We start from the raw sequence: 12,952 nt of genomic DNA, 5'->3' as shown, positions 1-12,952 counted from the left end.
CAACTGGGGCACCGCCTTCCTGCCGCGCGTGGGCGCCGAGGTGCTGGTGGAATTCCTGCACGGGGATATCGACCAGCCGCGCATCACCGGCCAGCTGTACAACGGCGAAGTGGCCCCGCCCTTTGGCGGCGGCATCGACGAGAACGCCCGCCATCCCGGCGTGCTCAGCGGCCTGCATACCCAGGCCCATGACGGCAGCGGCACCCAGCAGTGGGTGATCGACGACACGCCCGGCCAGCTGCGCACGCGCCTGCACAGCTCGCTGGCCGACAGCCGGCTGGAGCTGGGCTACCTCATCGCCCACCAGGACACTGCCCGCGGCGCCCTGCGCGGCGAAGGTTTCGAGCTGGCCACCCAGGGCTGGGGCAACGTGCACGCCGGCGAAGGCCTGCTGCTGTCGGCCAGCCTGCAGCAGCGCGCCGGCTCCACGGTGATGGACAACGCCAGCGTGGTGTCGCAGCTGAAGGGTGCCGAGCGCAGCCTGGAACAGATGCAGCAGACGCTGGGCCAGCAGCAGGTGCCGGGCCTGGCCGAGTTCGAGCGCACCAAACAGCTGCGCGAGCAGATCGATCCGCAGGCGCAGGGCCGCTACAGCGGCGACGTGAACGGGCAGAACGCGATGAAGCCCGGCAGCGATGGCCGCAGCCCCGGCGAGCAGCCGGTGGAACGACTGGGCAAACCGCTGCTGCTGGCCGAAGCCCCGCACCATGTGGCCTGGACCACCCCGGCCAGCGCCGTGGCCTATGCCGGGCAGAACCTGCAGATGACCGTGCAGCAGGACCTGCACGTCAGCGCCGGCGAGACCATCGCCACCGTGTCCGGCGAGCATGTTTCGCTGTTCGCGCAGAGCGGCCCACTGCGGGTGATTGCCGCGCAGGGGCCGGTCAGCCTGCAGGCCAACGATGGCGAGCTGGAGCTGCTGAGCGACCAGGCATTGACCATCACCGCCACCGACGACCGCATCGACGTGCTGGCCCAGACCAAGGTGGTGCTGCAGGCCGGCAGCAGTGCGATCACGCTGGAAGGCGGGAACATCACGTTCAGCTGCCCGGGTGAGTTCAAGGTCAAGGCGGGTGAGCATCCGTTCATGGGGGGAGAGAGCTCTGCCCCGTTCATTCCTCCGCTTCCTGGAGGGCTTCAGGACATTCCCGACTGGATCGCGTTGGATTACCGCGATGTGGAGACACAACAGGCCATGGCAGGCACCCCTTACGAAATTCACTTCAAGAACGGCTCCGTCATCAAGGGCGAGCTGGATGATCAGGGCAAGGCCCACCACGAGCCCATCCAGAAGCAGGAAGTGGAAAAGGTTGTGTATGAACCCCGCAAACCTGACCCGGAAGACAAGTGGCCTGACCTGGAGTTGATCGTCTCTCCCCAGCAGGGCACCGGTCATGGGTGATCCGCGCGCAGATCTCCCGAACCAGGCAGCCCCCGTCTCACTCCAGCAGCTTCGCGAAGCACTTGCCTTCATCAGCGAGCAGTACAAGAGCGCTGTAGATGGCGGCAAGAATGTCTTCGTGTGGCTGTGGGAATCAATCCAGGGTGATTTCAACCAGGAACGCACCACCGGACAGATCGTATTTGATACCGCCATATCCATGATCCCCGGCGTGGACCAGGTCTGCGACGTCCGGGACATCATTGCCAACTGCAAGCAGATCAACGACGACAAGAGCAACTCATGGGCGTGGATCGCGCTTGTCCTGACCCTGATCGGCCTGATCCCCACACTGGGCTCTCTGCTGAAGGGTGTGCTGAAGATCTTCTTCCTCTTCATCCGCCGCTTCGGCTTGAACCATCTTGTCCGCGCCGTCGATGAGGCCATGAGCTGGGTCATCACGCTTCTGCGCCGACGCGAGGTCGCAAAGTATTGGAAAGCCATGCGCTGGGACCGCGTGTTCCATGAGCTGGCAAAGCAGACCCGTGTCGTGCGTGGACTGGTGACCAAAGCACAGCTGCTGAAGGCCTTTGATCGTGCGGTACTGCTGATGCGCAACCTGCTGGGCAAGGTCGCCGATATCCCGCTGGTGGGGCGCCGCGCACAGGAGACCATCGACCTCGTCGTTGGCATCCGGAAGATTGCAGACAACTACATCGGCCAGGTGCTGGCGCCCGTACAGCACATTCTCGATGCCATCATCAAGCGCCTTGAATTCGAAGACCTGGTACAGCGCCGCGGCATCGTCAACGCGGGCAACTTCCATTTCACCGGCACGCTGCCCGAGGCGCATGCCGTTTCATTGATGCGGCGGGTTGATCCGTCCCCGTCGTGGCTTGGCAAGGGGAAGCCAACGAAGAATATGCCGTTGAAGCCCGCTGATCATCGTGCACGTGTCGACGAGATGGCGGACAAGGGCTTCCCGAAATTGACCAATGGCCAGATCGAAAGCTTCGCCAAAGGCATGCGCGCCGATACCATCAAGGGACCAGCAAAGCTCTATCGCGTGGTCTCACCGGCGAACTTCAGCGCCGGTGCGGACTGGGTTACCGAAGAAGTCTTCAATACGATCATGAAGTCAGCCGACCCGAGGGCCACCTGGCGAAAGAATCTGGCCGTCTGGCCTGACTGGAACCCCAATGGGCAGTTCGTCGTCTATGAATTGAAGGCAGGTGAAGAACTGAAGGTATGGCGCGGTCCGGCATCTGCCCAGAAGAAAGACACTCTGCCCGATCACCACCTTGAAGGCGGCTACGAGCAGATCAAGTTCGATGCCGCATTTGAGTACGACGCTGCCGGAACGCCGGGAAAGAGGACGTTGGCCGACAGTTCGGAGTACTACGCGGTCAATGAAACAACCGGTGCCATGACCAGGAGCAGCATGACCTATGACAAGTGGAAGTTGCTACCCCCGCATGAGCAGGTGAAGTACGTCAGCCTGCGGACCAAGATCAACAACCCCCGCATTCTCGGCCCAATGGACACCGGCTGGGGGACAACGGACTTTGGCACTCAAATGAATGATGTAAAGCTGGGCCTGCCGAACATCTCCGGCCAGAAAATGAACCGCTGAACATGAAAATTCAATATCTGGAACTGAATCCGTGGCACAAGCGCCAAGCCGCCCTTATCCATCATTTCACCTCGATGGAGTATCTGAAGGGCCTGCTGCCTCAGATCGATGGCCTGCTGGCCATGACCGACCAGATGCTTGATGAGCGCTCGCATCTGGATACAGCTGGCAGAGCCTTGGCGGGTTGGGAATCACAGGATACGGCGTCGCATTTTTCGACGTATGCGTACCCTGCACTGATGGAATTCCGGGAATGCGTAGTTGAAGACATAGCGCTGCGCTCGATCGAGCGGTATCGAGGTGCAGGCGAGCACCAATGTGCTCGCATGCTGGAGGAGTACGCCTACCAGATGGCGTGGGCGACACCGGAACAGGAAAAATTGTTCCGCGACAGCGCCGAAAGCGTCTTCACCTATGCACGGGAGATCTCCGGCATAGTCGCTCGCCCTCCGGTCGCGAATGACTTCTCATTCTGGCTGCTGTGGAACAAGGGCGTGATCGACTCACATCGAATTCCAAAATTCCGTGTCCGTACAGATTTTGTCGTGCGGACCAATCAGGTTCCTCCGCGCACGGGTATCTACGTCGCCAAGAACGACCCCATGGCTTCGCTTCAGTTTGCATGGACCGGTGGGTACGGAGAACTCTGCCCGGCCATGGCCCCCAACGATATTGGACGAGCCGTTCTGAAGCAGATCGGTCGAGAACGCATGTGGGGGGATACCGAAGCCTTCTATCGCTTCCTCGATGCAAACCGGCACCTGGATCCCTACGGCTGGTCCGACGTCCAGGCTGACGTGGCGAAAGTGGCACCCTCAGTCATCGCTTCCGAGTCCTTCGATCAGCAGGATTGCGAATGGTATTTCGTCGAACGCATTGCCGATGAATTCGAGGATATCGACGGCAGCTACGCCGGCACGGATCGACCGGACCGCCGGCCGGACCGAGTCGCCGCCGGCAAGCCGGTGCCTGTGGCCGGCTGGTGGTACACGCCTGCACAAGGCAGTCGGCGCTTCTTCAAGGAAGGCGATGTGTTCCCCGCCATCAACAGCGACTGGGGTGACACCTTCTGGATCTGGGCCGCAGACCAGTCGCCGCCGGCATTGGGTTGACGTTCTGCTGCCAACCCACCAGTGGGAACGGCAACCGCATGGCCAAACCGGCGGCGCAGCAGCAGGTCACTACTGCGCTTCTCCTTGGTCGTACGCTGAGTCAGACAGGACACGCCCCAATGGACTCAACGGACGGCAGGCTGCATCGAGGGTGCGGCGACCATCCTTGTGGACACACCACGACGACGTCGCCATCAGTCAGGCTTGGCCGCAGCGCCTTCCACTTCGGTACCACGGGAGTATGACAATGCCTTCCGTTCTTCAAGCCGCCCCGCTGCTGGCCGGCCTTTGCCTGGCCGCCACCTGCGCTGCCAGGCCGCCTGCCGCCGGAGCCCTGGACCGCGCCTGCGCAGCGGTCGCCCTTGATGATCGGATCGAGCTGCTTCCCCTGGAAGGGAAGCACGTCAGCGCCTGCCCGCCCGGCGACGATGAAGGCTGCCCGTACAGCGGCCAACAGGGAAAGACCTCGCTGAGCGATACGCCGGATCTGGACAAGGATGGACGCAAGGATGCCATCCTGACCTACGCCGGCAGCAGCAATGGCGATATCGACGTGACCGACAAGCTGGTCCTCGCCCAATGCAGGGACGGAACCTACATCCGGCTTCTGGAAGGAAAGTTCACGACACTGACCGCTCCGGCCATGCCGCATGCCACGTGGCCGGTACTGGAAGCGACGCGGAACTGCCCGCAGGGCCGCGGCGATGCGGTCCGCACCGAAAAGATCCAGCTGAACTTTGATCCCAGCACGGCGACGTATCGCGGCCCGGCCGGACTGGATCCGGCCGTGGCCTGCAGGGCCCAGGATGAATGACAGAAGCGGGGTACCTGTTCGATGATCGCCGATATGACAGCTCCCTCCATGAAATCGAGTCCGGGCCAGGACGTGATGGCACCCGCCAGGCCTGGCGTTGCGGCGACGTGCCTCCGCGGCTTCACGCTCAGCTGCATGCTCTTGTTGAGTGCGACGGGCTGTGGTTCCCATGACGCGTCATCAGCATTCACGGTCACCCCACCGATGCCCGAAGCGGAGCTGGAAGATCTCCATTCGGGGACGCTGCTGAAGCAGCTGCCCTTCCACGACATCGACGGCGCAGGCCTGCTGCTGCTTTCCCGCAGCGAGAGCACGATGCCCGCCGAAGGTGATGAGGATCCGGTGGAGCAGATCACCCTGCGCGCGGAACTGTACCGGCGTGCGGACCAGGCGGCGCCCTGGACGTCGCGGTGGAGCGTCGACGACCCGATCCAATGCGAAGGCCTGGACCTGGACGCGGGTTATTTCCTGGACCAGGTGACGGCAACCGATCTCGACAACGATGGCCGCGCTGAGCTGACCCTGGCCAGCCACAGCTTCTGTGGCGGCGGGGTGGACCCGCAGCAGCTGCGCATCGGCCTTCGCCAGGGGGAGCAGTACTACGAAGTGCGGGGCGAATCGCTGGTGGAGGTGGAGGGCGACGCGCCCTTCGGTGGCGAGCGCCAGGACGATCCTGCATTGGCATCGGCTGCGCCGGCACTGCGCGCGCACGTGGACACGGTGTGGGAAGCGATCAAGCGCGGCCCGGCCGGCGCGCCGTGAACGCCGCGCCTTGATCCAACGCATGCCGACAGCGTGGGCGCAGTGCTATGGTGGCGCCATCATGCGCCCTGGAGCCGTTCCGATGACCCGAGTCAGCATCGCCCGCCTCGCCCTTGCCGCCCTTGCCACGCCGCTGCTGCTGTCGGCCTGTGTCAGCACGCCCGGCCCGCAGGTGAAGGGCACGGGCCTCTGCGACGCCAGCCAGCTGGGGTGGGCCGTAGGCCAGCCGGGCAATGAAGAGAACATGCGCCGGCTGTCGCGTGAAAGCGGCGCGGGCCTGGTCAATCCGATCGGCCCGACCACCATCACCACCAAGGACATCCGCCAGGACCGCCTGCGGGTCTACATGGACAAGAACAACATCATCACCGCTGCGCGCTGCGAGTAACCGCGCGCCCTAGAGGGCCTGCGGCAGGCCGGCCACCTTGGCACAGGCCGGCAGCGGCCTGTCGGGCACGTAGCTCCCGCCGACGCTGCGGAACACCCGGTCGGCGGCACACGCGGCACGCTCGCCGCTGCGGTACTTCAACTGTGGCAGGGCATCGGTGGAGGGCTGCACCTCAAGGCTGGCCCCCGCCTGCGACGGCACCACCAGCAGATCACTGTCGGTCTGCACATCATCGGCCAGGTGACGAACCTGGCCCACGTGCAGCCAGGCAGGCTTTCCCTCCTGCTGCACGACCGCGGCGACCAGCACATCCTGCACCTCAGTGCCTTCCACGCGGTGGGCAGGCAGGCGGATGATGTTCGGCCACACCGCAAGGCGTGCGCCTTCAGGCACGGCCACGGTCACCGCACGGTTCAGCGGTTCGCGTGCGCCGCTCATCGTTTCTTCCACCATCAGCGTGGCAAACGGCGGCTCATCGGCCTGCAGCGCCTGCGCGCACCAGGCGCGGTCCTCGGTGCAGTAGCGGGCGCCGTCCGCCGCACTGTCTGCAGCAGCGGGCACGGGTGACAGTGCTTCCAGGCGGCTGCCGGTTGCGCTGGGCGCGGCCGCCGCAGCAATCAGCGGCATCATCAGCAGCGCGGCAGACAGCGCTCGGGAAACGGGGGCATGGCTCATCAGGCATCCTCTGCGCAGCAGCGCATCCTTGCGAATGCAGCGATGGTAACGCAGGAGATGTTCAATGCCCGTTGCAGTCGCAGCTCCCCCACCCCTTCGCCTTGGAGGTGTGGCCAATACCCGGATTGAACGTGTTGCTCGGGTCGAGCTGCCGGTAGAAGCCGGCCAGTGCCGGCTTGGCCGGATACAGGTGGCCGACGTTGTGTTCGGCCGGGTACTCGGCACCGCGCTGGTCCAGCAGCGCCCACATCGCGTGCTCGATCGCCATCGGGTCTTCGCCCTTGCGCGCGATGTAATCCTGGTGGAACACATGGCAGAGGAAGTGGCCGTAGTACAGCTTGTGCAGCAGGCGCCCGTCGATGTCGGCCGGCAGGGATTCGAACCAGTCCGCGTCGTCGCGGCGCAGGGCGATGTCCAGCGCCACGATATCCTGTACCTGCGCACGGTGGACTTCGCGGTAGCGCACCGCCGCACCGGCGACCGCAAAGCGATGCAGGAACGCCTTGCGCCCTTCTTCGGCCGTGCAGCGGAAGAAACCACCTTCGTGGTTGGCGAAACACTCGCGCAGCCAGCGTTCGGTCTCCGCGGCATCCTGTGCCGATACCTTCAGCAGCAGGTGATGTTCATAGCGCTGGCGGAACTCGCCCATGCGCGCCGGCAGATGCGAGGGCAGCAGGCCGGTCAGTGCCTGCATCATCCGGTCGGTCACCCCGCGCAGGCCCAGTCGCTCGAACCAGCCATCGACGCGGCTCTTGAGCGCGAATGCGGCCGGCACGCGCGCGGTGCCCAGGCGATCGATCAACAGGAACGTGTCCTTTCCATAGCGCTCGCCAATGTCGTAGGCATCGCGATGGATGTACTCACCCGCAATCGGCAGCCGCTCGAAACCGGTCAGCAGCTGGCGGCGGATGGCGGTGAGCGTGGCGGTGCGGTTGCTGCCGATGTAGAAGACCTCGGCGGCTTCCTTTTCGAACGTATCCAGGCGCACGGCGAATACGGCCAGCTTTCCCGCCGAACCGGCCGCTTCGTAATGGCGGCTGGGATCGGCGTTGAACCGGGCGGGCGTATCGGCGTCGATCCGCCGCACCTCCTCGGCATAGCGTGGATCGGACGCGGCGCGGCCCTCACCGTCACCCACATCGGACGCGCTGTATTGCCCGTCCTGCAGGCGCTGCAGGATCTGCTCCGGGGTATCGCCCAGCGCGATGCCCAGGTGGTTGACCAGCTGCAATGTGCCCTGCGCATCGACCTGCGCGTACAGTGCCAGCTCGGTGTACGCCGGGCCACGGCGCACCAGCGCGCCGCCGGAATTGTTGCAGACGCCGCCGAGCACCGAAGCGCCGATGCAGGACGAGCCGATCACCGAATGCGGTTCGCGCCCCAGCGGTGCAAGCGTCTGCTCAAGGCGGTCCAGTGTTGCGCCTGGCAGGCACAGCACCTGGCGGCCTTCGTTCAACAGCTGGATGCCGGTCAGGCGCAGGGTGCTGACCAGCACGATCGGCCGGCCGTAGTCGTCGCCGTCCGGGGTTGAGCCGCCGGTCAGGCCGGTGTTGGCCGCCTGCAGGATGATCGCTGCCCCACCCTGCACTGCCGCCTGCAGCACGCGCCACAGTTCCAGCAGCGTGCCCGGGCGCACCACCGCCAGCACCGGGCCATCACCGAAGCGGTAGCCGCGGCGAAAGCGCCGCGTGACCTTGTCGCCGGTCAGTACGTGGCGACTGCCGACCGCATCGCGCAACTGCGCCAGCACGGCGTCGTGGCCACTCATGGCAGGCTCACCAGCGAGTCACGGCCGATATCGGCGATGCGACGCGCGCCGGTCAGGGTCATCGCCACGCGCATTTCCTTGGCGATCAGGTCCAGCAGGTTGGCCACGCCGGCCTCACCCTGTGCGGCGAGCGCATAGACGAAGGCACGGCCCAGCAGCACGGTGTCGGCGCCCAGCGCCAGCATGCGCACCACGTCCAGGCCGTTGCGGATGCCCGAATCGGCCAGGATCTTCAGATCGCCCTGCACGGCATCGGCAATGGCCGGCAGTGCGCGTGCAGTGGACAGCACGCCGTCCAGCTGGCGGCCACCATGGTTGGACACCACGATGCCATCGGCACCGAACTTCACCGCATCGCGGGCGTCGTCCGGATCGAGGATGCCCTTGATCACCATCGGGCCCTTCCAGAACTCGCGGATCCACTCCAGGTCCTTCCAGGAAATGGACGGGTCGAAGTTGCTGCCCAGCCAGCCGATGTAGTCTGCCAGCCCGGTCGGGTTGCCGCGGTAGGCGGAGATGTTGCCAAGGTCGTGCGGGCGACCGAACAGGCCAACATCCCAGGCCCACTGCGGATGGGTGATGGCCTGGCCGAAGCGGCGCAGCGGGGCATTCGGACCGCTCATGCCCGAATGCGCGTCACGATAGCGCGCGCCGGGCACCGGCATGTCCACGGTGAACACCAGGGTGGTCACGCCCGCCGCCTGTGCGCGCTCCAGCGCATTGCGCATGAAGCCGCGGTCGCGGAGCACGTACAACTGGAACCACATCGGCCGCTGGAGGGCCGGCGCCACTTCTTCGATCGGGCAGACCGAGACAGTGGACAGGGTGAAGGGAATGCCGCGACTGTCGGCCGCACGCGCGGCCTGTACCTCGCCGCGCCGTGCGTACATGCCGGTCAGGCCGACCGGGGCCAGCGCCACCGGCATCGCCAGCGTCTCGCCGAACAATTCGGTTTCCAGGCTCAGGTCGGACATGTTGCGCAGGATGCGCTGGCGCAGCGCGATGTCGGACAGATCGGAAACATTGCGCTTCAGCGTGTGCTCGGCATACGCGCCGCCATCGATGTAGTGGAACAGGAACGGCGGCAGGCGGCGTCGCGCTGCGGCACGGTAATCGGTGGAGGCGGAAATGATCATGGGGTCAACCGGAAGTAATCAGCCATGCGGAGAAGGTAGGCGCGAGGCGCGTGCACGCCGGGCCTCGTTGTCGTCGAGGGTGCGCAGCGTGGTGTGCACGAACGCGAGATGGGCGTGCGCGGCGGCGCGCGCGCGTTCGGCATCGCCAGCCAGCACCGCATCCATCATTTCGCGGTGCTGGTCGGACAGCGGCGAGAACGTGCGGGCCGAGGTGTAGAGCTTTTCGCGGCTCTGCGAGATGTTGGTCTGCAGCAGCTCGAACAGCCCGCGCATCACCTGCAGCAGCACCAGGTTGTGCGAGGCTTCGGCGATGGACAGATGGAACGCCGCATCGGCTTCGGCCTCGCCGGCCGGATCATCCTTGCCGTGCGCATCCATCATGGTCTGGAAGGCCTGCGCGATGCGCGCGCGGTCTTCGTCGGTGGCACGCAGCGCGGCATGCCAGGCAGTGGCACCTTCCAGCGCGTGGCGGATCTCGAGCACGTCGAAGCGGTATTCCGGATCGCCCTGGAACAGCGGCAGGTACGGCGCCAGCGGCTCGTCCAGCGCCTGCCGGGCCCGCGCGGCCGGCTCGGCCACGTAGGTACCGCCGCCCACACGGGCAGTCAGCAGCCCCTGACTGGCCAGCTGCGCGATCGCCTCGCGAAGCGCGGTACGCGAAACCCCAAGCTGCACCGCCAGCGCGCGCTCGGCCGGCAGCCGGTCACCCGGCTTCAGCTGCTGCTCCTGCACCAGCACGCGCAGCTGCGCGGCCACCTTGTCCGAAACCCGTTGCATGCTCATGGCGCCATTGTCGCCCGAAGCATGCAGCGGTGGGTCAGCCTGCCCGACATGGCTCAGGGGATCATCCAGGTCAGCCAGTAGGCCTGGGCCAGGGTGATCAGGCCGACCATCGTGGTGAAGATCAGGCTGTGCTTGACTGTGAAGCGGAACAGATCCGATTCCCTGCCTGCCAGGCCCACCGCGGCGCAGGCAATGGCGATCGACTGCGGCGAGATCATCTTGCCGGTCACCCCGCCAGTGGTATTGGCCGCCACCAGCAGCACGTCAGACACCCCGATCTGCTGCGCGGTGGTCGCCTGCAGCGCCGAGAACAGCGCGTTGGAGGATGTGTCCGAGCCGGTGAGGAACACGCCCAGCCACCCCAGGAACGGCGAGAAGAACGGGAAGGCCTTGCCGGTGTGGGCCAGTGCCAGCGCCAGCGTGGCCGACAGCCCGGAGTAGCTGGCGATGAAGGCAAAGGCCAGCACCATGCCGATGGAGTAGATCGGCACGCGCAGCTCGCGCACGGTTTCGCCGAAGGTCTGCACGGCGGCCCTGGCCGGCATGCGCAGGGCGAGGATGGCGATGACTGCAGCGAGGAGGATCGAGGTGCCGGTAGCCGAGAACCAGTCGAACGTGTAGACCGCGTCGTAGCTCAGGGGTGCCGGCACGATCGGCGGCATCTTCTGCACCATCTGGTCCAGCCCCGGCACCGGGATTTTCAGCACCCAGCCCTGCAGCGGGCCGCCTGCTGCGAACAAGGCCTTGAACGGCTTGATGCTCCACAGGGTGACCATGGCGGTGAGGATCAGGAACGGCGACCACGCCTTGGCGATCTGGCCGACGCTGTAGCGCGGTGCGTCCAGCGCCTGCGCGGCGGCCTCGGCACTGGTGGCGGTGTCGAAACGGAAGATGCGCACCGGCTTCCAGCGGCGCAGGAACAGGGTCAGGCAGACCAGCGAGGCCAGTGACGCGGTGATGTCGGGCAGTTCCGGGCCGATGAAGTTGGACGTCAGGTACTGGGCGATGGCGAACGAACCACCGGCCACCAGCACCGCCGGCCAGGTTTCCCGGATGCCGCGCCAGCCATCCATGATGGCCATGATCCAGAACAGCACGATGACGGTGAGGAAGGGCAGCTGGCGCCCGGCCATCTGGCCGATCTCGAAGGCATCCAGGCCGGTGACCTGCCCGGCGACGATGATCGGGATGCCCATCGCGCCGAACGCCACCGGCGCGGTATTGACGATCAGGCACAGGCCAGCGGCATACAGCGGCTTGAAGCCCAGCCCGACCAGCAGCGCGGCGGTGATGGCCACCGGCGCGCCGAAGCCGGCCGCGCCCTCCAGGAAGGCGCCGAAGGCAAAACCGACCATGAGCATCTGCAGGCGCTGGTCCTCGGTGACCGACAGGATCGAGGCGCGGATGATGTCGAACTGGCCGGTTTTCACCGAGACTTTGTAGAGGAACACCGCGCCGATGATGATCCACGCGATCGGCCACAAGCCGTAGACGAAGCCGTAGCCCGCCGCACCCAGCGACTGCGCCAGCGGCATCCGGTAGAACAGCAGGGCAACGCCGAGTGCGATGGCCACGGTGAGCGTGCCGGCCAGCCACCCCTTCATGCGCAGCACGGCCAAGGCAATGAAGAAGAACGCGATCGGCAGCAGCGCGATCAGGCTCGACAACCACAGGTTGCCGGCGGGGTCGTACAGGTGTTGCCAGGGCTGCATGGAGGCTCTCGACTGGGGACGGGTTCACCACCGCTTGCGGTGGTTCGTCGTGGCCTTCATTCCTATTGGTCGTACCAATAAGGAAGAGCAGCAGGCCACTGGACGCAGATTGAACCGTCGATCGTGCGCAGAGCCTATTAGACCATAGGGCTAGACGGATTATTGGTCATACCATTTATCTGAAGAACACTCACAACCGTTTCTCCACCCGCCGGATCACCGCCAGCACCAGTACGCAGAGCACGCTGACGCCGATGGCGATCACATACTTGCCGATGCCCACGGCAATGCCGATGGCCGCAGCCATCACCAGTGAACTGGCGGTGGTCAGCCCGCTGACCTGGTCCTCGCGGTTGCCGCGCAGGATGGTGCCGGCGGCAACGAAGCCGACGCAGGCCACAACCGCCTCGATCAGGCGCACCGGGTCGACCTGCAGCAGGTCGCGGTAGCGCTCCTGCTGGAAGTGCTCGGCCACCGAATCACCGAGGCCGACGATCAGCGCCGCCGCCCCGGCAATCAGCATGTGGGTCCGCAGGCCTGCGGCGTGCTTGCCCATCTCGCGTTCGACGCCCAGCACACCGCCGAACAGCATCGCTGCGGCCACGCGCAGCAGGATCGATACGTCCTGGGTAAGTTCCATTGGCGCGCTCCGGGCGTTTTCCCGGAGCGTGGCGCGAGGGCCGTGGCATCACAGTGAAGGTGCCAGCACAGCCGGTTCACCCGCCAGGGGCGGGGGGGGGCCCGCGCCCCCGGGGGGGGGGGGGGGGGGGGGGGAACACCCCCCACGC

The 12,952-nt window shown here is 65.6% G+C and carries 12 protein-coding genes; 6 read left to right on the top strand and 6 right to left on the bottom strand.

The window, feature by feature from the left end; translation table 11 throughout:
* From IAE41_RS19945 to IAE41_RS19920, 6 genes are all read left to right on the top strand, one after another.
* A partial coding sequence (locus IAE41_RS19945; protein ID WP_234458881.1) for a type VI secretion system Vgr family protein occupies positions 1–1,402 on the top strand: 1,402 nt, incomplete at its 5' end.
* Positions 1,395–3,014 (top strand): hypothetical protein, encoded by a 1,620-nt coding sequence (locus IAE41_RS19940; RefSeq protein ID WP_200734298.1) that lies wholly within the window; start codon positions 1,395–1,397, stop codon positions 3,012–3,014. The genes IAE41_RS19945 and IAE41_RS19940, both read left to right, overlap by 8 nt.
* Positions 3,015–3,016: 2 nt before the next feature.
* A complete protein-coding gene (locus IAE41_RS19935; protein WP_200734297.1) occupies positions 3,017–4,126 on the top strand; it encodes a hypothetical protein in 1,110 nt (369 codons plus the stop codon).
* Between the two features lie 247 nt (positions 4,127–4,373).
* Positions 4,374–4,940, top strand: coding sequence for a hypothetical protein (locus IAE41_RS19930; RefSeq protein WP_200734296.1), 567 nt, complete (start codon positions 4,374–4,376; stop codon positions 4,938–4,940).
* 204 nt (positions 4,941–5,144) lie between these two features.
* Positions 5,145–5,702, top strand: a complete 558-nt coding sequence (locus IAE41_RS19925) for a hypothetical protein (protein WP_200734295.1) — start codon at positions 5,145–5,147, stop codon at positions 5,700–5,702.
* A gap of 82 nt (positions 5,703–5,784) precedes the next feature.
* The gene (locus tag IAE41_RS19920; RefSeq protein WP_200734294.1) at positions 5,785–6,090 is read left to right on the top strand and encodes an I78 family peptidase inhibitor; all 306 of its coding nucleotides are present in this window, start codon (positions 5,785–5,787) and stop codon (positions 6,088–6,090) included.
* A gap of 9 nt (positions 6,091–6,099) precedes the next feature.
* Here the strand turns inward: IAE41_RS19920 and IAE41_RS19915 are convergent, their stop codons facing one another.
* From IAE41_RS19915 to IAE41_RS19890, 6 genes are all read right to left on the bottom strand, one after another.
* Positions 6,100–6,765 (bottom strand): hypothetical protein, encoded by a 666-nt coding sequence (locus tag IAE41_RS19915; protein WP_200734293.1) that lies wholly within the window; start codon positions 6,763–6,765, stop codon positions 6,100–6,102.
* Positions 6,766–6,826: 61 nt separating this feature from the next.
* A complete protein-coding gene (gene dld / locus IAE41_RS19910) occupies positions 6,827–8,533 on the bottom strand; it encodes a D-lactate dehydrogenase (RefSeq protein ID WP_200734292.1) in 1,707 nt (568 codons plus the stop codon).
* Positions 8,530–9,669, bottom strand: a complete 1,140-nt coding sequence (gene lldD, locus IAE41_RS19905) for an FMN-dependent L-lactate dehydrogenase LldD (protein WP_200734291.1) — start codon at positions 9,667–9,669, stop codon at positions 8,530–8,532. The genes dld and lldD overlap by 4 nt, the downstream gene beginning before the upstream one ends.
* Before the next feature lie 18 nt (positions 9,670–9,687).
* Entirely contained in the window at positions 9,688–10,452 is a 765-nt protein-coding gene (lldR, locus tag IAE41_RS19900; RefSeq protein ID WP_200734290.1) for a transcriptional regulator LldR, read from the bottom strand.
* Positions 10,453–10,505: 53 nt separating this feature from the next.
* Positions 10,506–12,164, bottom strand: coding sequence for an L-lactate permease (lldP, locus tag IAE41_RS19895; RefSeq protein ID WP_200734289.1), 1,659 nt, complete (start codon positions 12,162–12,164; stop codon positions 10,506–10,508).
* 190 nt (positions 12,165–12,354) lie between these two features.
* Positions 12,355–12,804: an MgtC/SapB family protein gene (locus IAE41_RS19890; RefSeq protein ID WP_079222238.1), complete on the bottom strand. Its 450-nt coding sequence runs from the start codon at positions 12,802–12,804 to the stop codon at positions 12,355–12,357.
* Positions 12,805–12,952: the final 148 nt, after the last annotated feature.

The sequence above is a fragment of the Stenotrophomonas sp. S39 genome, assembly GCF_016624665.1.
Lineage (GTDB): Bacteria > Pseudomonadota > Gammaproteobacteria > Xanthomonadales > Xanthomonadaceae > Stenotrophomonas.
This window is presented reverse-complemented; position numbering and strand designations above follow the sequence as displayed.